This is a genomic window from Alteromonas sp. ABH4_457, from assembly GCF_056160625.1.
In genome coordinates, this window is the sequence record NZ_JBSWXN010000005.1 from 136878 (window position 1) to 158578 (window position 21701).

Consider the following 21701-nt stretch of genomic DNA (forward strand, 5'->3'; position numbering starts at 1 on the left):
TGTTTACAACTCTTTGATAGTCGCAATGATAATACGTGCTGTGCCATACAGGATGAGTAAAATGACCCCAAAAAGCACCAGGTTATAGACTATTTTAGGATAAGCATTGTCATCCGGCAGGGTGGGTGACTCGATGGTGACCAGATATTGTAATTTCTGATAGGCCTCGACCCTGGCATTTTCCAGCGACACCAACGAGGACGAAAAAGCCTGAATAGCCAGTTGCAGCTGGATTTGCAGGTCAGAGTACTTTGCCATCTGTTCTGTTACAGACAGCGATTCACCGGTTACCTGGTTGCTGAAGCCTTCCTTTTGAATATTAATCTGTTGTTGCAGGGCTCCAATCTGACGTTTGATGTTTTGTACCTCAGGGGCACTGGGTGACATCATCGTCTCCATGGTATTCAGCTCTGCCTTCTTTTGCGCCAGCGTGGCCTGCAAAGAGAACGCAATTTGCTGGGAAGCGGCACCTTCTGCGGTAGGGTCAAGCACATTATACTTAGACTGGAAAGCGAGGATGTCACGCTTTGCAGTTTGCAGTTTATCTTCTACAACCTGATGTTCGCCCTTAGCGAATTCCATTTTAGATTTGGCCAGATTGTTATTAATGTCGTTCAGAAATTGCTCGGCCTTATTCACAATGGTGCTGTTGACCTGCTGTGCAAATTCCGGCGTGTAAGCTTTTACATTCAGGGTGATAACAGAAGATGCTGAATCTACTTCCACTGAAATTTGTTGCAGGTAATACTCATAAAATTGTGTCTGGCTGTGGTCTTCCGGTAAACGGCTGAACATGTCCGCATGGTCTGCACCGTAATGACTGCTTAACGACACAGTCTGCTCCAGATAACGCATCATATCTTGAGATTTAATATAACTTTCGATGATTTGACTGTCGTTTGTCGACGCTACGCCGCCGATTGATGCGCCCAGTAAACTGGTGGGGTCAAAGGAACTGCCGCCGTCTGTGGATTTAATAATGAGCTTACTTGTACTCTCATATTGCGGTGCAGCCCACACAATCAGGTAGAACGCATATAACAGCCAGGGGGCAAGAATGAAAACCAGCTTGTTCTTTTTCAGTTTGTTGAGGGTTGCTTTCGCTTTCATAATTTTAATATCACTTAACCTAAATTTATTCTGCCATGTAGGCGCTGATGCCTTCTTCCAGGTCGCTGAAATAATTCAGCTTGCCGTCTTCAATAAGAATGGCTGAAGTACAAAATTCTCTGATCTGGTCCAGTTCGTGACTGACCATGATCATACCTGCTGTCAGATTTTTCTCTTTCAGGGCACTACGGGCCTTACGGCGAAACGTGGGGTCGCCCACAGAAGTTGCTTCGTCAATGAGATAAATATCAAAATCAATATTGATACAGCAGGCAAAAACCAGCTTGGCCCGCATACCTGAGGAATACGTCTTAACCGGTAAATCAAACTTCCCACCAATCTCGGCAAATTCCTGCACCTGTTTTTCATACTGAGTCAGCGATTCCACCTGGTTGATACGGCCAATAAACCGCGTATTTTCCCTGCCGGTCATTTGCGGATGAATACCGGTGGCCAGTGCAACCGGCCAGGACATGGATTTATTTGTCAGGATCCTGCCCTTATCCGGATATTCGCTTTTTGCCAGCATACGGAACAATGTGGACTTACCGGCACCGTTTTTACCCAATATGGCCACACTATGGTCGGTGGGGAATTCAAAGTTTAAATTTTTGAAAATGTATTGCGGCCCGAGCCTGCTCGGGTAACTCTTAGTCAGATTTTCTATTCTAATCACCGTGACAACACCTTCTTCCAGGTTGTGTGATAGAGCGCTAATCCGGTAAACAAACTGATTGCGGTAACTTCAACAGCAAACTGCAAAGACACACCGGCATCCCCATAGGTTTCGTAGCAGGCATATCTGGCGAGTTCTATAAAGTGAACAAGTGGGTTCCAGGTCAGCCAGGGCCAGACCTCAGGGGAGAAATCCTGCAGACTGAAAAAGGTACAGGAAATAAAAAAGATAGGCCGGTTAAGCATATTTTTGATTTTTTTAATTTCAGGTATGAATGCGATAAGCACACCGAATACCAGACTGATGGAAAAGCAAAAAACCCACAGTAATGCGAAAAGTGCGATTAAGAGTAGCGGATCATTTACCTCAAAATCAATCTCCATTAAATACACCGCACACACAATCAGGCAAACCACACCAACTTTTATCATAAATTCCATAAACGCCGAGGTGATAAGGGAAGCCATAGGCTGCACCTGCCTGAATGCATAGAGGGGTTTTGCTTTTCCGATAGAGTCTGGCACAACAGACGTACAGGTCATAAACGTTTGTACACCCATTAGACCCAACATCATAAAAACAAATAATGGGACCGAGTGAACGTCGTCACCGCTGATAAAACTGCGGAAATAGGACATGGCGAAAATGAACACGAAGGGCTCAATGAAGGCCCAGCCGAGTCCCAGCTTATCATTGAACTTACTTTGCAGCTCACGGAGAAACAGGGCGAAAATCACTCTTCGCCACGCTGCAACCTGTGATTTAAATGTAATATCCATCAGTTGGTAGCTACGTTGGCCGCCACAGCAATCTGATAAATGACTTGTGTGATATCTTTGATGGTCTGCAGAGACTTAACATCGATAGACGGCAATACCACAACCTGATCACCCGGACGGATAGAGAGCTTTCCTTCGCCCTCAGACCACAGGCTTCCGTGAATACTGTCAAATTCTACGATACCGTTTTGTCTGATAATAAGGATGCGCTCGTCGTCGGCACGTTGGGTAAACCCGCCGGCCCAGGCAACATAGTCAGCGGTGGTCGCATCTTTATTGAAGACAATAGCCTGAGGCATCATTACTTCGCCGCCCACATGAATGAGATCAGTGGCTTCAGGGATGACAATGGTATCATTCGGCTCCAGCAGTACATTGGCCACTTCACCGTTTTCAGCCACAATGACTTTACCCTGTGGCTCTACTTGTCTGGCCCGCTCAATGAAGTCGCTGACCAGTTGCGCTTCCTGAACACGGATAGAACCTTCTCCGGTAGAACTGATTGGTGCTGTATAGATGCTGCGCTCCAGGCGCTGCAGCGACTGTTCTATGAGCTCCCGTTGACTTTGTGCCACGCTTTCGCGACGCAGATAAACATCTGACGCACTGGCGAGTGACGGGTCAACATGAATGTAATCCAGGACATCCTGCAAACGGGTACCCCGGTCAACCATGATTTTGGAAGGACCAGTGTGACCACCTTCAATGTTTATCTGGTAAACCTTCGCGACGTGGTCATTAATGAAATTGACCTCATCACCGGACTGCAAAACAACATTGTTGAATTCATTTAGCGAAACGTACTGGGCAAACTGCTGATCGCTTCTGAGGCCTGCAACGGAAACATGGCTGATAAAATCCCGTGGTCTGGCATAGTCAAGCAAAGTCTCACCCATCAACTCGTCTTTTTTGAATTCAAAGGTATAGCTGTTATTAGCACCGTCGGCGACAGTAACTCTGTCACCTACCGGATGAACAACAATGGTATCACCGTCTTTAAAAGAAACGCCGGGCAGGGTGCCTTCACGGATAAATTCATAAAGGTCTGCCGTGGCAATTACTTTTCCTTCACGGCGGATATCGATTTTACGGAAGCTGCCACGGTTGAAATCAATACCGCCGGCACGCTTTAAATAATAAAGCACGCTGTCTGATGCCAGGCCAGCATACTGGCCGGGGCGGATAACGGGGCCGGTAAGATAAACCGCTACTGGCGTAGACGTGAGCAGATTCACGTAGGTGTTAACGTCGTTGGTATAGATTCTTTTAATACTGTTAGTGACCAGTGCATTCACCGAACCGGCTGGCGTGTCTGCAACATGCACAGGACCAATGTTAGGAATAAAAATATTTCCCTGGTTATCAACAGTTACCACATCGGAGAAGTTGACGGCACCCCACATCCAGATTGAAATCTTATCACCGGGCGCAATCAGATAGTTTTCATTAAGGCCTGAGCTGCGTTCAGATTCAAAACCGCCGATGAAGAGGTTGGCAGCGAATGGCGGGCTGACAAGTGGTTCGCTGTAAGGAAATACATCTTCTACGGTTGGTTCGCCGGGCAGAGACACACCGGAGCGGGGTTCTTTGTTGTACTGGCCGGTAGACGTTGACATGCTGCTGCGTGCGCCCGGCAAAGTACGGGAAGTCTGCACATTCATCGGCGACACGGCTTGAGTCTGGGCGTTCCCGGTTCCAGTGGTAGCGGAATTGCCCGAGTTTTGCTGTTGGGCCTGTTCACGTAATTGCTGAAGATCGGCCAGAGATTGTGCTGTTGCAAGAGAAGAAAAACAGGCACAGGCCAATACCACCTTACCCAAGGTGGAAAGTGTACGGATTACTGACATAGATTCTGCCATGATTATTTAGCTGAGATTTGAGTAAGAAGCGGAGCAAGCATTTGCCATTGCCCGTCCCGTTCGCAAATTGCACGACGGTTTGCCGGATTGGACAGATCCCGCAATGACATACAGGTTAATCCTGATGCAGAGATATAGCGGTTGTGGATCTGATACTGTTCGTTGCCAATCTGCAACATCTCACCCGGCGCCAAATTGCCTTGTGGTACCGGATATACCTGGCTGTCAGCTAGTCGCATTGAATCGCCTGAAACCAGCGGAATATTCGCATTCACCTGCGTAGGGGCTGAAGAACATCCGCTCAACAGTACGGTAAGACCTATCAGACCAGCACTTAAACTTCTGATAATACTCATGTCTTAATAATTCCTTGTCTAATCTGGCCGGATAGCATACCACATTCACCGGCTTTTGCAGTCTGCCCTTTATGCATCTGCGCTAAATCTGTAATTTGTCATGTTTAGTAACCAATTAAAGTGATGGCTTGATAATTGCTTAACAGCTCATGACATTTAAAATGGTGTTGTTACTCAGGAGTGCCTGCAGATGTTTCGTATCTGCATAAGACGGTTTCCCCGTGTAACGTTAAAACTAAAAAATGACGTCTGTGTGAGTCTGTGAAGCTAAAAAAGTTCGCAGTATGCTTTGTAAGGCGGTGGAATGTCAGATGTGTGTCAGAACAGGTAAAGCAGATTTAAAGATTTGAAAGAAAATTTCTCTGTTGTAATTTCAGGAGGTAGTCTTTTTGTCTTTAGTCTATTATTATATTGGCATGTTGGTGTTTGCTGATCAAAATGCTGCCCGGCATCAGGAAGTTTTAGACAAAATGGAATATCGCTATCAACACCGCTCACACACATTTCACATCTACCGGCAAGTCAGACCTATGGTTAGGGATTAGTACTTTGTATGTTTGATTATCTTCAAATTGTACCGTTGTTCACGGCATTTTTTGTCGCCCTGATTTTATTGATTGTGATGACACCACTGGCTCATCAGTTTGGCCTGGTTGATCATCCGACTTACCGTAAACGTCACGCAGGCATGGTGCCTTTGACTGGTGGTGTTGCCATTTTCATGGCTGTGCTGGTGGCGAGTGTTGCGACTGATGTGTGGATGAAAAACAATCCTCTGTTTTTCACTGCATCAGCGTTTATTGTCTTGCTTGGCATGCTGGACGACCGCTTCCAGTTAAGTGCCAAAGGCCGTCTCCTTTGTCAGTTTGGTGTTGCTGCCATCATGGCATGGAGTGCACAGAATTATATTACTTCCCTGGGTAACATTTTCGGCTTCGGTGAAGCGTATCTGGGGATTGCCGGTTACTTCTTTACCATCGTCTGCGTTGTGGGTGTAATTAACGCTTTCAACATGATTGATGGTATTGACGGGCTCGCCGGTGGCATGAGTTTGATTGTTCTGTTGACTGTTGTCGGTATTCTGCTGGGAACAGGTAACGGTGCGGCTATCATGGAGCCGCTGATTATTGTCGCTGCTATCGTGCCGTTTCTGGCTTTCAATCTGAGCTGGAAAGGATTCAAAGGCAATAAAATTTTTATGGGTGATGCCGGCAGTATGTTTGTCGGGCTCACTATTGTGTGGTTGCTGGTGGACCACACGCAGGGCGAGGCCGCCGCTTTCAGACCTATTACCGCTGTGTGGTTGATTGGTCTTCCGCTGATGGACATGGCAGCAATCATGTACCGACGTGCACGCAAAGGGCAGTCAATGTTGCGTCCTGACCGCAAGCATTTACACAATATCTTTATGCGCGCAGGGCTCTCCAGCAGACAAGCGCTGGCTGCGATTTTGTTCCTGGGTTTGTGTTACGCCGGTGTGGGTATTCTGGGAGAAATCCTGATGGTGCCTGAGTATGTCATGTTCTGGTCGTTCCTCGGCTTGCTGATGGTTTACAGCTATATCATTCAAAACATCTGGAAATTGATCCGTCACGTTAAACGATCATTGAAAACAAAACCTTAAAACCGTCAACTGCCCATAAATAGTGCAGACGACAGGGAATAATTTTGGTATGTTTGCTGCCAGTTAAAATAGTGATGTGTTACTGGCGGCTGCCTTGTCAAAAGCAAAAACAACGATAATTCATCAGGGTAAAATTCCTGCCGGTACCGGGTCTCTGGTGGCAATGGCGGTGTATCATAAAGACCAGTTGAACTGGTTGAAGCAAGCTGTCAGCAGCATTACCGGTCAATCCTACTCAACGTTTATTTTCCTTATCATCAAAGACGGTCCTGTCGACAGCAATATCAGTGATTTTCTGACGCATACCGCGGCCGGTGATGAACGTATTTTTCTCGCAGAGAACAGCTCTAATATTGGTCTGGCGGCCAGTATGAACTTTGCTATAGAGTGGGGCATGGCGTTGAACTTTGATTTCTTTTTCAGAATGGATGCCGATGATATTTCATTGCCGGATCGTATCGAAAAACAGGTGACATACCTCAGTAATCATCAGAATGTGGGGATCCTTGGTACAGCACTGACTGAAATCAATGAAAGTGGTGTGGTGGTAGGAGCGAGAATTATGCCGGCATCCCACAAGCAAATTGTTAAAGTCTTACCCCGCCGCTGTTCCATAAATCATCCTACAGTCGCTTTCAGATATGAAATATTCCGGAAGGGCTTTCGCTATGATGCTGAACTGATGAATACTCAGGACTACTTCTTGTGGATCCAACTGGCAGAGGAAGGTTTCGTATTCAGAAATCTCAGTGAGCGTTTACTGGAATTCCGCCGGGTAAATAATTTCTATAAACGCCGGGGCTTTTCCAAGTCGGTCAACGAATTTCGTGCAAGGCTCTACGCTATGCGTGCCTTAAAGCGGATGACGCCCTGGAATCTGTTTTATGCCAGTTGCGTACTGCTGATGCGGATGATGCCTTCAAAGCTGGTTAAACTGGCGTATAAACTGGACCGGAAGATGTTGGAGAGAGGCGAGAAGTCATGAAAACCGGGGTTGTTATAATCCTGTTTCATCCTGATACTTCGCATCTTAGCCGGATGTTAGAAACGCTGATTGATTCAGGTTACAGGGTGGTACTGGTAGATAATTCTCCCCATGAATTGAAGCTGGCATTGCCGCAGGAAGTGGTTTATCTCCACTATCCCCAAAACATCGGGATTGCCGCTGCTCAGAATCGCGGTTTGTTTCATCTTGCCGGGCAACAGTTCAGCCATGCTGTTTTATTCGATCAGGACAGTGCTGTTACGCCTGCGTTGATGGAAGGATTGTGCGCCGGTTTTGTTGAAGCGCAAGCATATTTCGGCAAGGTAGCGGCGGTAGGCCCGCAAATTATCTGCGAATTTTATAATCAGCCGGTAAAGCCAAAAGTGCAGCAGGCAGTAGATGTGCGGGAAGGCTTTGCCAGTGTTAAACAAATAATTGCCTCAGGGATGATGCTCAGCCTTTCTGAGCTGGAAACCATTGGTTACAAGGAAGAGTCATTGTTCATTGACGGAGTAGACCATGAATGGTGCTGGAGAGCCAGACTCAAAGGATTCTCTGTGGTTAAGTTGACGGACGTGACCATGTTGCATAAGCAGGGTGATGGCAGGCATAAGGTCCTGGGAATTACCTTTAAACGTGGTGCACCGGTCAGATTATATTATCAGGTACGTAATGTGCTTATATTAAGTCGCAGAAGCTACGTGCCGCTTTATTGGAAGCTGAGAAACATTCCGGCCATTCCGTTAAGGTGGCTCATTAACCGCTGGGTTTTCGACAATGGAAAGCAGCGGGGCCGGTATTTTGCGAAGGGGTTGGTTGACGGACTCAGAGGAAAAAAAGGACCTTTAGAATAGGTTTCATGTTTCGTCATCAATCCGTCACGGTGGTTAAGTAAACTGTCGCGATTTTAATACATTAGACGACATGAAGAAATTGTTCTAATGAAGTGCGTCTGTGTCTATTTTAGTGCGTGTGCACCGAAGCTGTGCGTAAGTGGCTGCTATTTTGTATTGGTTGCAGTAAATGCAAGTTGATTGAGCCATATTAACTCGTTTATCGTAGAAGCATGGGTAACGCATCCTGCTTATGTAAAATGATATTTAAAGCTGGTGTTAATCACTGACGGCAGCTTAAGTTGTGAACCATGTTGTAGAGCGGAATACGGATTGCATTACTACATCATCGGTTGAGGATTTTCAGTAAAAGGACACGAATATGAGTCAAGTAAAGAAAGCGGTTATTCCGGTAGCTGGTTTGGGAACACGTATGTTGCCGGCAACCAAGGCCATCCCGAAAGAGATGCTGCCAGTTGTTGATAAGCCGCTTATCCAATATGTAGTGAACGAATGTGTTGCTGCTGGTGTGAAAGAAATTATCCTGGTTACTCACGCGAGTAAAAACAGCATTGAAAACCATTTCGATACGTCCTTCGAGCTTGAAGCGACACTGGAAAAACGTGTTAAACGTCAGTTACTCGAAGCGGTACAGTCAATCTGTCCAAAAGACGTAACCATCATGCACGTCCGTCAGGGCCATGCTGCAGGTCTGGGTCACGCAATTCTGTGTGCGCATCCGCTGGTAGGTGATGCGCCGTTCGCGGTTGTTCTGCCTGACGTAATTATTGACGATGTTGCGAGTAATCCGAAGAAAGATAACCTGGCAGACATGGTTGCTAAATTTAATACCAGCCGTGTTAGTCAGGTTATGGTGGAGCAGGTGCCAAAAGAAGATATCTCTAAATTTGGTATTGCAGATCTGGAAGGCGTAGACATTAAGCCGGGTGAATCTGCGAAAATCCACAAAATGGTAGAAAAACCAGAACTGGAAGAAGCACCTTCAGATCTTGCAGTAGTCGGTCGTTATGTGCTGTCCGAGAAAATCTGGGATCTGCTGGAGTTCACGCCTCCAGGTGCCGGTGGTGAAGTTCAGTTAACTGACGCCATTGATTCACTGATGAAAATTGAGCAGGTTGATGCGTATTACATGAAGGGCAAGAGCCATGATTGTGGTAGTAAACTTGGTTATATGAAAGCAAATGTTGAATATGCTCTTCGTCACCCTGACCTGGGTGAAGAGTTCAAGCAGTACATTGCTTCACTGAATGGTTAATGCCGCAACGAGAATAATAATGGAGCCCGCGTTTTGCGGGCTTTTTTATGTGCGGTGATCAATGTTGAACTACTTTTACGCGGTCCCGTACTTTTGCCAGCAATTTTTCACCTATACCTCTTACTTCGGTGAGTTGGTCTACTTCATGGAAATAGCCCTTTTCATTGCGGTAAGCAATGATGGCTTCCGCTTTACTCAGTCCGATGCCAGGTAAGGCAGTCAATTCTTCTGCCGTAACAGTGTTTAAGTCTAATGCATCGGGCAGAGTAATTCCGGCTGCTTCAGTGACATCTGTTTCAATAGTATTGGCAAGAGTAGCGCCACTTTGACTCAAAAAGAGTGTTGCAAATAAAGCGGCCAGTGCCAGTCTGGATTTGTTCATTGTATCTTCCTTGTGTTGAATTAAGTGATTTGTGTGTACCGGTGTACATAAAAAGCTTAAATCCAAAGAAGATAAAATGAGAGGCCAGTTTTTGTACAGGTAAAGGTCAGGACAATAAAAAAGCGGACATGATGTCCGCTTTCTACAAAGTTCATTCAGCCGTTCGCTATCAGAGACGTTCCAGTACCGCGTCGGTAAACTCAGTCGTTCCGGCCTGGCCACCCAGATCACGGGTTGTACGGTCACCGGTTTCGATAACTTCTTTCAGTGCACTGCGGATTTTTTCTGCTTTGTCACCCATGTTGAGATATTCAAGCATCTGGATTGCAGCAAGGATCACTGATGTCGGGTTTGCCAGGTTTTTACCAGCGATATCCGGTGCAGAACCATGTACCGCTTCAAAGATGGCGCAGTCTTTACCGATGTTTGCTCCCGGAGCCATACCCAGACCGCCTACCAGACCGGCGCACAGATCAGACAAAATGTCACCGAACAGGTTGGTCGTAACAATGACATCAAACTGGTGAGGGTTCATAACCAGTTGCATACAGGTATTATCAACAATCATTTCTGTTGATTCGATGTCCGGATAACGCTCACCCACTTCACGGGCCACTTTCAGGAATAAGCCGGATGTAGACTTCAGGATGTTAGCCTTATGCACTGCAGTGACTTTCTTGCGTCCTTCACGGCGGGCAAGTTCATAGGCAAACGTTACGATTTGCTCTGCACCCTGGCGGGTGATTTTACTCATCGCTTCAGCTTCCTGGCCGTCTTCAGAGACCACCTGGCCAAGACCTGAGTACATACCCTGGGTGTTTTCACGTACAGTAATGATGTCGATATCTTCATAGCGGGCTTTGGTACCCTTGAAAGATAACACCGGACGTACGTTAGCATATAAAGAAAACTGCTTACGCAGGCTTACGTTGATTGATGTAAAACCTTCACCAACCGGCGTCGTCAGCGGGCCTTTCAGTGCCACTTTGTTTTTGGCGATAAGGTCGAGGGTTTCTTGTGGTAGCAGTTCGCCATGATTTTCCAGCGCTACCAGACCTGCATCAGCATAGTCATAAGCGAAGTTACATCCCACCTTGTCCAGAATTTTAATAGTGGCATCAATGATGTCCGGACCAATGCCGTCGCCGCGAATGACTGTAATGCGTTGCTGAGTCATGTTGAGGAATCCTTTGGGTTTCTGTTTTTAATTAATCGTCAGGTTGCCAGGCGCTACTGTGACAGCGGTAAAGTTGTGTCACCTACGGAGAGTCGCCAAAGCCGGAAATGCGTAAAACCGATGCCAGCGGCAAAAGTCTTAACCCCTCTATTTTATATCAAGACGACAGGGTGTAACAGAAAACTGCATGTCACTCGCCATAAATTTCATGAATGTTGGCTATGAGCGTTGGCGAAGAGGTAACCACATCAGATAGCCGGTAGCGCCGGCTATCTGTGACAAAGAAGAAGGTGTGAGCTTCAGAGTCTGTAATGCCTGACTTTGAAACAGCTTCGTATCCTCACATTCAGTGCCACCAAACAGCCATTTGTTAGCCAGTAGGATACTGAGTCCGGCTAAAGCCGCGTCTGCCCGTACCACTTCAGGCACATGAGCCGGTAACGTTGAACAATGGCTGATCACAGCCTGATAGCGCGCCGGCTGTTGCCACTGTTTTGCCAGTGAAGCAGACAGGGCAGGGAGGGGCTGGGTCTCCGTCTCCTGCAATGCTGTTAGCTGATACAGCCGCTGCCGCTGAAGCGGCCAGTGTTTTATAATCTTCAGTGCATGCAAAGTAAATAAAGGTGCGGTTGTGAAGGTGGCAATCAAAGCTGCCGTTTGCGGTGTCTGCTTAACATTACTCCTCTCAGCCAGTTCTGATGCAATCGCAGCAACAAGTTCAGCGAACCGGATACAAACAGCAAGCTGCGGGAAGTGCCGCTGGTGCAGACGCTGGTTCAGTGCCCGCATGATAAGCATATCGCCTACCCGGGTAAGGCCGTAAGTCATAATGGCTTGTTTAACGTCTTTCACCGGTAACTGAAGCCGGTTGTCCAGACTGGCCGTTTTCTTCAGATAGTCTGAAAATACCGGCATGCGTGAAAGCCTGCGTGAGAGCTTGTGAATGTCGGTATTGGTATCGTGCAAACTCGTAATGATAGTCTGCAGATCACCGGGTAAACGACTCACAGGGTAGGTATCGGGTATCAGTTGTCTGACGGCAGGTTTAAAAGCCGCATCGCAGGCTTTTACTTCTGATAGCCATTCATTCAGAGACAGAGCCTGATAGCGTGTTATTTTAATCTGACGAAGGTGTTTCTCTTCAACATCCCCGGAGGCTGTCAATACAGCACCTGTGGTGGACGTTAAAGTGAACAGGAAAACACCTTCGCCTTTAGGAAAAGACACTGCGCAGCCGGGCATAAATTCGCCGGGATACTTCAGCAAAGATTCAAACCGGTGCAGATCCCTCTCATTAGTGCGGGGGATAACCGGTTTCAATCTGCTTACCATTGAGCCCTGCTGATTTTTAATCAGTGAAATGACGGAGATAAACAAAGACTGTTCTTCGTTTAACCGGTGAGGATGCAGGAAACGGTGGGGGGCGGGTGCCTGAACCACTTTTTTAAGTTTCAGTAAACCGGAAAAAAAAAGCAGTCGCTTCCCCCGCCAGAAAAGATGACAACCTTCTTGTTGTTCAGCATTGTCCTTCAGACTGCAAACGGCGAAAGTAGCGGCTACGAGGTGCTGAAGATAGTGATCATTAAGTTGAAACTTAAGGCCCAGAAAGGTCATTAAACAAGCTGCACGTTGTGGCAACAGATTGTGAACAGAAGAGTCCTGCGGAAGCGATCCTATGGCAAGAAGTGAGTCGGGTAATGTGCGGCCGGATTTAATTAGCCGGATGGCCAGAGAGAGACTCTGCCTCGTTATTTCTGCGGGAGGACACGCCTGCGTAAACAGCAGGCTGGTTTGATGGATATGGTTTACAAGATCTTCAATGGCACTGTGCATTGCAGGGGAGTTATGACTTCAGATAACTCTGATAGGCACCTTCTCCCCAGGCGATCAACTGATCGCCCTCAAACAACAAAGGTGTGCACTCATCCTGAGTAGTCAGGCCATCAGCCCTGACATGTTGAGTACGGTAAAACATCACCTGGATAGTTGTGCCAGAGTCCATCTTTGCTTCGGTAATGTCCGGAGACCCGAGCAGGGCAAGTACTTCTTCACGGGTGGCACCTAACTTCAGTTTGGTGATTTGAACCTTGTTGTATTCTTCCCGATCCTGCCAGTCCATATTTTCCGGCTTGTCAGGGTAAAATGACATTACCAGAAAAACAAAGAGGGCGTAGGCGCACGCGCCCAGCAAAATCAGTTTTAAAACCTTGCCATTCATCCTTTTTCACTTTTAACTGCGAATTGCCCTCAGTGTACCTTAAAACACCGTTCAACTGTAACGACTAAATCGTAACAAGCTTTAACCGGAACTAGGTATTAATTGTATAGCAGGGAACGTAATCCGAACCGGGCAACTTCATTCGCTGTTGTGATACAAATGACTGCAACAGCGTATCAATGCGTTCCATCATGGCGGGATCGCCGGTAAGACGGAACGGCCCCTGTTCTTTAATCTGTTTTACACCGTCCGCTTTTACGTTACCGGCGACAATGCCGGAAAAGGCTTGTCTCAGTACTTTCGCTATTTCTGAAACCGGCTGGTCAGTGTGCAGAGGAAGGGCAGCCATACTCTCGTGAGTGGGCTCGAAAGGCATCTGGAATGACTCATCGATACGCACCGACCAGTTGAAGCTGAATGCATCCCCCATTGCGCGGCGGAAATTTTCTACTTTTTTCAAACCGGCGCTGAGCGTACGGGCGACTTCTGCGGCATCATCGATAATGATCTGATACTTATCCTGTGCTTCTTTACCGAGAGTTGCACCAATAAACTCGTCTATCGCTTCAAACCAGACTCTTGATTCAGCGGGACCGGTAAGAATGACAGGGAAAGGCTGCTGGGCGTTGCGGTCGTTCATCAAAATACCGAGAAGGTACAGCAATTCTTCTGCTGTACCCACGCCACCCGGGAAGATGATAATGCCGTGTGCAAGACGAACAAAAGCCTCAAGACGCTTTTCTATATCCGGCATGATAATGAGTTCATTGACGATAGCATTTGGCGGCTCGGCAGCAATAATGCCCGGCTCTGAAATGCCAATGTAGCGCCCTTTGGAATAACGCTGTTTGGCGTGGCCGATGGCAGCCCCCTTCATCGGCCCTTTCATGGCGCCGGGACCACAGCCGGTACAAATATTCATTTCTCTCAGACCCAGCTGGTATCCGACTTCCTTGGTGTATTTATATTCGTGCTGCCTGATGGAATGACCACCCCAGCAAACAATGGTATTCAGTTCATCATTGCCTTCCAGTGCCTGGGCGTGACGCAGCATATCGAACACCATATTGGTAACAGCACTGCCTTCTGTGGGCGCTTTTTCATGTACAAAAGCGTATTTATTGCCCATGAACAGTAAATCACGGAGCACCGCGAATATGTGCTCATGTACGCCACGCATGAGCTTGCCGTCCACAAAGGCAACCTCAGGGGGATTAATCAGCTCTATTTTGACTCCGCGCTCACGTCGTATCAGGCGAATATCAAAGTCGTCGTATGGTGCAAAGAGCAGTTCGAAATTGTCTTCGTCTACGCCGCTGTTGAGGACTGCGAGACAACATCGTTTAAAAACATCGAATAACTTGCTGTTAGTGGTGTCCTGAAGTCTGGCGACTTCGTCTTGTGACAGCTGGCTCATCCAGCCTACCGGGTTCAGTTGCACTTTATTCATATCACAGTCCTATTCGACTACAACGCGATTTCTGCCGTTCTTTTTCGCCTGATAGAGTAATTCGTCGGCCCGCTCAAACATGGAATGAGGTTCATCGTTCTCACGCAGGCAGGTACCACCGAATGATGCGGTTATACTGACTTTTTCCTGTTTAAATTTGAAAGGTAAACGGGATAGTGACTCCCGCATGTCATCCAGCTTTTTTTCCAGCGCTGAGGTTTCGATAAATGGCAGGATCATGACAAACTCCTCACCACCCCAGCGTGAAATAAACTCATCACCGTGAAGCTGTTTTCTCAGATGGTGTCCCACCACCTGCAAGGTTTTATCACCGGCCTGATGGCCGAAGCGATCATTAATAGATTTAAAAAAGTCGATATCAATCACAGCGAGTGATAACGCACGGTTGTCATTCAGGGCATCTTCATACTCGCGGTTGAAGCGTTCATTGTAAGCCAGTCTGTTTGGCAGGCGGGTAAGAGGATCAGTATGACTAAATGCAGTCTGCTCAGCCAGCTTGCGACGGTAAACCTGGGTTTGACGCTGCAGGGTTTCCATTTGCGTTTGCATAGCACTCAGCAAGCCCATCAGTGCCTGCTGTTCCTTATTGTCTGCCTCTTTCCGGCTAGCCACGGCCGTAGAAATAGACGTAATGTGTGCCTGAGCCTGCGTTTTCAGTTTCTCCAGTGAATCAGAGTCCTGAACGGTCTGACCCATTTCCGTCAGCTGGCTGGTAATGTCATCTGCACTGGCATTTCGCGCTTCAAAGGCTTTGCCCGACGAAGCCATACTGGCTTCAACGCCTTCCTGAATCCCGCCTAACGCGTGATGGATACGGTAGATCATACGTCCGGACAGGGTTGCCTCATGCATGGATTCCGTGACTACCAGCCTGATAACAATAATACAAGTCTGCAGCAGCTCTTCTTCAGAAAGTTGCGACTCCAGTTTCGTGCGCAAATCAACGACCTTCGGTTCATCAGGTTGCTTTTTTGCATAGCTGTCGATGAGCTGACTCAGTTCGTTCTGAATTTCCTCAAACAGTGAGCCGCTCGTCCGTGCTTCAGGCCTCTTGTGCAGTCGGGGAGATGAGCCGGCGTTTTCATCAACGGCTTCTGCTGACACAAGAGAGAACAGCTTGATTGCTTTAAGACACAATGACTGCAGCTGAAACAGGTTATCGACGGGCTGTTGAGCGGCAATCAGTAAATGCGTACTTTGCTGACGCAATGTCTTATTCTGCTGAAATGTGCTTTGAAACTGTTTGATCGCCTTTTCAAGTTCTTTAACGGTAAGTTGGGTGTGCTGTTTCACTGACGTGTCAGCATGCTGAATATGGGTATTCAGCTTGTTAATACTGACCGTGGCGAGAGTAAAATCAGGTTTTCCGGACAGGTGTCCCCGCAGAACCCGCAATTCTTTATCTGTCTCGGCTGACAAACCCTCATAAAAGGAACTTAACCGTATTATGAACTGTACCAGCGTCTCATTATGTGAAGCTAATGAAGATAATTGCTTAGAATCCATCATTTTCCTTTGCATACCGGCGGAGTGACCGCCCACTATTGGCGAGCCGAACGGGTGTTTAAACCTGCAGTTTCATAATTCGACCGGAACGGATTAATATCCAGTCCTCCCCGTCGGGTATAACGGGCAAAGACGGTAAGTTTTTCCGGTTTACACTGGCTCATAATGTCGCAAAATATTCGTTCAACGCACTGCTCATGGAATTCATTGTGTTGTCTGAAACCAATTAGATATTTCAGTAACGATGCGTGATTGATTTGTTTTCCGCTGTACCTGATTTGAATACTAGCCCAATCTGGCTGATTTGTGATTAAACAATTCGATTTAAGCAGATGACTGACTACTGTTTCGGCAACATCCTGATTTTCTGTAGTTAATAACCCGCTGTCAGGGGAATATGACGTCACCGTAATATCCAGATCGTCAATCACCTGCCCTGACAGTTCTTCCATTCCCAGCGTGTTGAATGCGTCTGGCAGGATAATTACGACATCGACAACTTCTCCGGCACAGGCAGATAAATCTCTGGTCAGGGCGTCCTTTACCGCTTCTGCATCATCAAATTTCGACTGATTAAAGCTGTTAAGGTAAAGCTTGAAAGATTTAGACTCAATTAATGAAGGAGACGTGACCGGTACTCTGCATTCAAGAATCGCCACACAGGGTTTACCTTTGCTGTTCAGCCATGACAACTCGTAGCCGGTCCAGATATCGCAGCCCTGAAAAGGCAAGGCTTCCGCTGATAATGACAGTGTATCTCTGCTCAGGCTCCGTGGTACAGCTTGTAGCAATGAAGGATTGTAGGACGTTTCATATTCAACCGTTTTTCCAAGGGAAAGATCTGAAGGCACCTTGAAAGGCTTTGGGTTTGTCATAATGTGTGATTCAACCTTAAAATAGCGGGCAGAAAAGTCAACGGGCCCGCAATCTGATAAAACCAGAATGAAGCAGGTCCTCAGTGTAACCAAAAGGCCACCGAAATGCCCGACCAATTAACACAAAGTTTAGATGCTTTTATTCAGCAATGCCTTACCGCTGCGTCACAAAATCCCGATTTTCTGACGATTGAATTTGATAAAGACTGGCCTTCACCGTGTTATTCACGGAATGCTGAAAATGGTGAAATGATAAACTGGCAACCTGTTAAGCAAACTGGCAACAATAACTTCAATGGTCTGGAAGAGGCGCTGGATATTAAATTGCACCCTGATTTTGTTACCTGGTTCACCCGCTACTTCAGCTTTCATTTACCGGCAAAGGCAGAGCAGGGCAACTGTGAACTGCTGCAGGTTTGCAGCGATGAAGATTTTGAAAGACTTCAGGAAAATCTCATAGGGCACATTATGATGAAACGTCGCCTGAAACAGCCTGCTACGTTATTCTTCGCACTCACAGACGACGATGACTACCTGATTTCACTGGACAATAGTACCGGAGAGGTGTTGCTGGAGAGAGTTGGCAAACGTGCTGAGCAGGTGCTTGCCCCTTCAATGGCTGATTTTCTGTCAGCGCTTATACCGCGTCCTTAATTTTTACGCTGTTTTATCGCTCAATTGTGCGAGACGTTGTTCAAGTATCGCAATAGCCGATTCCATTTCGCTGACACGTTTTTCCAGCGCAGCGACCCGGTCGCCGGCATCTGAAGCTGGTGTTGCCGGCATTTTGCTGCTGGCATTCCAGGCTTTTATGGCATCGATAGCCTGCGTCACTGAGACTTTGAAAGGAGCCCGCGCGCGCAACAACCCTACGCCGGGCTGCAAACCTTCCTGGTGCATTTTGTGGCAAATCATAACGAGTTGTTGTGACTGGTCGGCCTGAGACATCATTTTTCCTTACTTCGGTTACTGAGAATACAGAGGTTTCGGGAATAGTATAAAGCACCAGTTAATAGTGTAATACACTAAATTTTAACCCAGTTTGTTTTGCTAAATTTTATAATGTTAAACAAAATCAGTGAGTTAATTTGTGGTCTGAAATTTGATTCTTTAGGTGTTAATAAAACCACTGAAATTATTTTTTATAAAAAGGATTACAATGAAACATCTCATTCTGGCCGCTGCTCTTATTTCACCGTTCACACTCACCGGTTGTGTTATCTCTGTAGGCGGAGATGACGGACATTATTCTTCAGACTGGCAGGATCGTGAATACAATAACCGTAAGCATGTTTCGCAGTTAGAAACCGGTATGACCTACGAGTCTGTTGTCCGCAAAATGGGTGTAGCCGATTTTAACGAAATGCACGATAAGAATGATCACGCTTATCGCGTACTGTTCTACCGTACTCAACGCACCATGGATGATGGTGTCACATCTAAAGACGAATGTACGCCTCTGGTATTCCGTGACGGAATTCTTACGGGCTGGGGTGAGGGTGCTTACAACCAGCTCTGAACCGCTCAATAGTGTGAATTAACTTTTAGTTAACAAGTGAGGCGTTCTTCTGTAAAGTGATTAAAAAACAGGCTATAACTGTTTGTCAGGCGTCAGTAGTACATCCGCCTGTTCTCATTTACAGGAGATCGTCCCATGAATACCGTTCTTGAGCCAGATGTACATATCGAAGACGTGCGTGCAGTATTCCTCACTGCCGACAATCTGAAAGTAGCCGCTTCCATTCTTTATAACGCCTATCATGATGATCCTCTGTTCATGGACATCTTTCAGGCAGAAAAAGAAGGCTATGAAGGCCGTCTGCGCAGTGCCATCAGAGAAGAGCTGGATGCCTTCTGGGATGCAGGTCAACCCATGATAGGTTTGTTCGAAGACAGTCGCTTGCTGGCTGTCACTTGTCTGACGAAACCCGGAAGCAGCTTTTCCAGCGGGCGTTTCTGGCACTGGCGATTGAAAATGCTGCTGACAGCAGGCTATTTCAGTACCCGTGCTATGGTTGAGAAAGAAGAGAAGATCCGTAGTGCAATGCCCGCTGAACATTATCATATGGTGTCTTTTATCGCCGTCCATCCGGACCATCAGCATCATGGTCTGGGTCATTTGTTAATGGGGGCAATAGACAGTATTGTTAATGAAGACCCATCCAGCGAAGGGGTAGGCGTTTTTGTGAGCGTACCCAAATATCTGAAGTTCTTCAGAAGCGGGTTCTATCAACAGATCTCGGTGATCACAGTGTCTGACGTTACCGGAGAGATCCTCTTTAAGCCAAAGCCACTAGTCTGATCACTTAGCCTCTATCTCCCTGTTTTGAAAGCGTAACCTGATGGTTGCGCTTTTTTTCATCACTATTCTGCTACCGGTGTTTTTTCGCAGAATTCCCCAGGTAGACATTACCCAAAAGTTTGTAAGACATGTCTTACAAAAGTGTAGGACTTTGAAGTTTTTTTTATGACGTTTTTATTATACCAAAGTATAAAGCTACTGTTTTTGTTAGATTTTTTGATAATGCCGGTAATGACAGATTTATGACGGTGAAAATAATTGAAAAAAGCATGTAGCACAGATCTACAGGATCAGTACTATTAAACATGTCACAGGGAAACACGACGAGTCAGGGACGAACTTTACGACACTCATGGATGAACTGCGGACAACCGAAGGAACGGAATACTGACTCAGGAAGAGCCAGTTTTCAGGAGAACGGAAAAGGGATACGGTCAGGATGACCGTCAGGGACAACTTCAGGATGAAGAATACCACGGGGATTGCGGTCACAAGGACATTGGAAGCGCGAGGGAAAGCGCATAAGGGACAACCTCAGGAACGGGGATTACCACTGCACGGATGAGTGGTTAATATGGATTAAGGGATAAGGATAGCGTTCATGATGAACGCAATGGACAACTTCAGGGATTGAAGAATGCTGCACGAAGGATGTGTAGTTACTACAGGAAAAATGGAAAGGGATCCGCTCACGGAACAGAGTGGCCTGCTCAGGATGACGCAGGAAAAGAAGGAAAGGGGCGCATACGGATTTTTACTGGACGGTGAAAGTCGCAATGGATCGCAGAGAAGGACGCTCAAAATTCAGAAAAAGCGATAGCGTCGGGCTATCGCTTTTTTTGCGTTTTTATACGCGGTAAGGCGGTAATTGCGTTCTGAGTACCCGTTTTCCCACCATTTCCATTTCTCCAGTATATCTGTCTTCTCCGTTTCCGGAAAATTCAAACTCAAATCGTGAATGCCAGTCTGGCTTAGCATATTTGAAAGTCAGTCGTGTGGAGCGCCGGGCCAGTGTCAGCAACTGGAGATGATGCGTGTCGCAGTACCGGCGCGCGTGTTCGAATGCCGCCTCTGAAATGCTGCGGATCCGCCAGAACTGAAAGCCCGCAAATCCAATCAACAGAAATAAAGTTAATTCACCTAAAGTCATTTGTTTACTGCTTCTGTGCCTGGTTAAACAACCGCCCGAAGGCCAGCTTCAGCTTTTCGCTGCACGTATCTGTTCTCAACAGGGTCAATACCTGTAATCTCTGCACCGGTAACTGAACCAGGTCAGAGAAAAAACCGCCAAATACTGCGCCTTGCCTGCTTTCTTTATCATCCACAGCGGCAGCATTTTCAAAAAAGCGAACAAGAAGGGGTTCATCGAGCTGCGCATAGTGGCGGCCGGCAATCACGCTGAGCAGATGAATATCTGCCTGTTCCCCGTTCAGTAAATCTGTCAACAGTGCTGTGACACTTTCATCTGCTGTTTCGCTGGCCAGCGCCCGCAATGCTGCCAGACCCGTTACCGGGTTCTCAATCAGCGTTTCCTGACAGTAAACGGCGATGGCCTGTTTCAATGTTGGTGCCAGGTCGACGGGTTCGCAACTCTCCATCAGTGTCTTGACAAAATCCTGCTGAAAAAGTGACAGGTTAGTTATTACAGCGGTGACCGCGTCATCTGATGTCAGCGTAGTAGCATAATCGGCAATGGCCTGTACAGAGAGTTCCCGCCAGTCACTGACTGCCGGGGCTTTTACATACTGCGCAACTTTATCTGTGCCCGGCGCCGCCGGCAGGCCGAGCATATTTCGGGTCAGGGCGTTGAACTGCGCCATCTGCGACTGTACCGGCACAAAAGAGTAAGGATTATCCGGCAATGTATCCTGCTTTTCATTTTCCGGACTGCTACCGAGCACATCGACAATAATTTGCAAAAAATGATTACGGGCGGCCATGACCAGTAAACCCCGCTCATCAACCGGGAACTTCAGAAACCAGATATAATGATGTTTTACCGGCTTGCCCGACCAGAAGACAATGCCAAACCAGGCGTGTTGCTGGCGTGGTCTGGGGCAGGGGCGCATGCCGCTTTCCATTTCAAGGAATTGCTGTGTGTCCAGGGGGTGTACACCGCGGCCTAAATCAAACAATTGAAAGTCCGTTCCTGCGTGAAGCAGAAATTCGCTGAGTGTTTGAATAGATTGGGCTGACTGACCGGACATACTGAACTGCTCCACCTGAAAACAAAGGCGGTATGATAACGGTGTGCCGGGGCTTTTGCTACCGT

The 21701-nt window shown here is 47.1% G+C and carries 22 protein-coding genes; 7 read left to right on the plus strand and 15 right to left on the minus strand.

The features are described from left to right. Positions 1-3: 3 nt before the first annotated feature. The 5 genes from ACXAGR_RS13360 to ACXAGR_RS13380 are packed head-to-tail and all read right to left on the minus strand — an operon-like array spanning position 4 to position 4780. Positions 4-1110, minus strand: a complete 1107-nt coding sequence (locus tag ACXAGR_RS13360) for a KpsE/RkpR family capsule polysaccharide export protein (protein ID WP_474850977.1) — start codon at positions 1108-1110, stop codon at positions 4-6. Between the two features lie 25 nt (positions 1111-1135). Beyond that, positions 1136-1786, minus strand: a complete 651-nt coding sequence (locus ACXAGR_RS13365) for an ABC transporter ATP-binding protein (RefSeq protein WP_474850979.1) — start codon at positions 1784-1786, stop codon at positions 1136-1138. Continuing rightward, complete coding sequence (locus ACXAGR_RS13370; RefSeq protein WP_474850980.1) at positions 1783-2565, minus strand: ABC transporter permease; 783 nt, start codon at positions 2563-2565, stop codon at positions 1783-1785. Before ACXAGR_RS13370 ends, ACXAGR_RS13365 begins: the two co-directional genes overlap by 4 nt. Next, the gene (locus ACXAGR_RS13375; RefSeq protein ID WP_474850982.1) at positions 2565-4424 is read right to left on the minus strand and encodes a polysaccharide biosynthesis/export family protein; all 1860 of its coding nucleotides are present in this window, start codon (positions 4422-4424) and stop codon (positions 2565-2567) included. The genes ACXAGR_RS13370 and ACXAGR_RS13375 overlap by 1 nt, the downstream gene beginning before the upstream one ends. 2 nt (positions 4425-4426) lie before the next feature. Beyond that, on the minus strand, positions 4427-4780 hold the full coding sequence (locus ACXAGR_RS13380; protein WP_474850984.1) for a hypothetical protein: 354 nt from the start codon (positions 4778-4780) through the stop codon (positions 4427-4429). 553 nt (positions 4781-5333) lie between these two features. Here ACXAGR_RS13380 and wecA point away from each other — a divergent pair. From wecA to galU, 4 genes are all read left to right on the plus strand, one after another. Beyond that, complete coding sequence (gene wecA, locus ACXAGR_RS13385; RefSeq protein ID WP_119500465.1) at positions 5334-6404, plus strand: UDP-N-acetylglucosamine--undecaprenyl-phosphate N-acetylglucosaminephosphotransferase; 1071 nt, start codon at positions 5334-5336, stop codon at positions 6402-6404. Positions 6405-6498: 94 nt separating this feature from the next. After that, complete coding sequence (locus ACXAGR_RS13390; protein ID WP_474850986.1) at positions 6499-7389, plus strand: glycosyltransferase; 891 nt, start codon at positions 6499-6501, stop codon at positions 7387-7389. Then, entirely contained in the window at positions 7386-8243 is an 858-nt protein-coding gene (locus tag ACXAGR_RS13395) for a glycosyltransferase family 2 protein (RefSeq protein WP_474850988.1), read from the plus strand. The genes ACXAGR_RS13390 and ACXAGR_RS13395 overlap by 4 nt, the downstream gene beginning before the upstream one ends. Before the next feature lie 361 nt (positions 8244-8604). Further along, complete coding sequence (gene galU, locus ACXAGR_RS13400; protein WP_119500467.1) at positions 8605-9498, plus strand: UTP--glucose-1-phosphate uridylyltransferase GalU; 894 nt, start codon at positions 8605-8607, stop codon at positions 9496-9498. Positions 9499-9556: 58 nt separating this feature from the next. Here the strand turns inward: galU and ACXAGR_RS13405 are convergent, their stop codons facing one another. From ACXAGR_RS13405 to queF, 7 genes are all read right to left on the minus strand, one after another. Next, on the minus strand, positions 9557-9880 hold the full coding sequence (locus ACXAGR_RS13405) for a ComEA family DNA-binding protein (RefSeq protein WP_119500468.1): 324 nt from the start codon (positions 9878-9880) through the stop codon (positions 9557-9559). A gap of 169 nt (positions 9881-10049) precedes the next feature. Continuing rightward, the gene (locus ACXAGR_RS13410; RefSeq protein ID WP_119500469.1) at positions 10050-11057 is read right to left on the minus strand and encodes an isocitrate dehydrogenase; all 1008 of its coding nucleotides are present in this window, start codon (positions 11055-11057) and stop codon (positions 10050-10052) included. 219 nt (positions 11058-11276) lie between these two features. Then, the gene (locus tag ACXAGR_RS13415; protein WP_474850990.1) at positions 11277-12890 is read right to left on the minus strand and encodes an HDOD domain-containing protein; all 1614 of its coding nucleotides are present in this window, start codon (positions 12888-12890) and stop codon (positions 11277-11279) included. 10 nt (positions 12891-12900) lie between these two features. Continuing rightward, positions 12901-13275, minus strand: coding sequence for a DUF3192 domain-containing protein (locus ACXAGR_RS13420; protein ID WP_119500471.1), 375 nt, complete (start codon positions 13273-13275; stop codon positions 12901-12903). 91 nt (positions 13276-13366) lie between these two features. After that, complete coding sequence (ppnN, locus tag ACXAGR_RS13425; RefSeq protein ID WP_474844593.1) at positions 13367-14725, minus strand: nucleotide 5'-monophosphate nucleosidase PpnN; 1359 nt, start codon at positions 14723-14725, stop codon at positions 13367-13369. Between the two features lie 9 nt (positions 14726-14734). Continuing rightward, positions 14735-16255 carry a GGDEF domain-containing protein gene (locus ACXAGR_RS13430; RefSeq protein WP_474850992.1) on the minus strand — a complete coding sequence of 507 codons (1521 nt, stop codon included), beginning with the start codon at positions 16253-16255 and terminating at the stop codon, positions 14735-14737. 32 nt (positions 16256-16287) lie between these two features. Further along, complete coding sequence (queF, locus tag ACXAGR_RS13435) at positions 16288-17130, minus strand: NADPH-dependent 7-cyano-7-deazaguanine reductase QueF (protein ID WP_474844843.1); 843 nt, start codon at positions 17128-17130, stop codon at positions 16288-16290. A gap of 102 nt (positions 17131-17232) precedes the next feature. On the opposite strand from queF, the gene syd reads away from it, so the two are divergent. After that, complete coding sequence (gene syd / locus ACXAGR_RS13440) at positions 17233-17781, plus strand: SecY-interacting protein (RefSeq protein ID WP_474844595.1); 549 nt, start codon at positions 17233-17235, stop codon at positions 17779-17781. Positions 17782-17784: 3 nt separating this feature from the next. On the opposite strand, the gene ACXAGR_RS13445 is transcribed toward syd, so the two are convergent. Further along, on the minus strand, positions 17785-18078 hold the full coding sequence (locus ACXAGR_RS13445) for a hypothetical protein (RefSeq protein ID WP_474844596.1): 294 nt from the start codon (positions 18076-18078) through the stop codon (positions 17785-17787). Positions 18079-18286: 208 nt separating this feature from the next. On the opposite strand from ACXAGR_RS13445, the gene ACXAGR_RS13450 reads away from it, so the two are divergent. Together ACXAGR_RS13450 and ACXAGR_RS13455 are read left to right on the plus strand one after the other, a co-directional pair. Then, positions 18287-18646, plus strand: coding sequence for a DUF3192 domain-containing protein (locus tag ACXAGR_RS13450; RefSeq protein ID WP_474844597.1), 360 nt, complete (start codon positions 18287-18289; stop codon positions 18644-18646). A gap of 135 nt (positions 18647-18781) precedes the next feature. Then, positions 18782-19429: a GNAT family N-acetyltransferase gene (locus ACXAGR_RS13455; RefSeq protein WP_474844598.1), complete on the plus strand. Its 648-nt coding sequence runs from the start codon at positions 18782-18784 to the stop codon at positions 19427-19429. An 847-nt stretch (positions 19430-20276) separates the two neighbouring features. Here ACXAGR_RS13455 and ACXAGR_RS13460 read toward each other — a convergent pair. Together ACXAGR_RS13460 and ACXAGR_RS13465 are read right to left on the minus strand one after the other, a co-directional pair. Next, positions 20277-20579 carry a DUF3301 domain-containing protein gene (locus ACXAGR_RS13460; protein ID WP_303574442.1) on the minus strand — a complete coding sequence of 101 codons (303 nt, stop codon included), beginning with the start codon at positions 20577-20579 and terminating at the stop codon, positions 20277-20279. 4 nt (positions 20580-20583) lie between these two features. Further along, positions 20584-21636 (minus strand): DUF3549 family protein, encoded by a 1053-nt coding sequence (locus ACXAGR_RS13465; RefSeq protein WP_474844599.1) that lies wholly within the window; start codon positions 21634-21636, stop codon positions 20584-20586. Positions 21637-21701 lie beyond the last annotated feature (65 nt).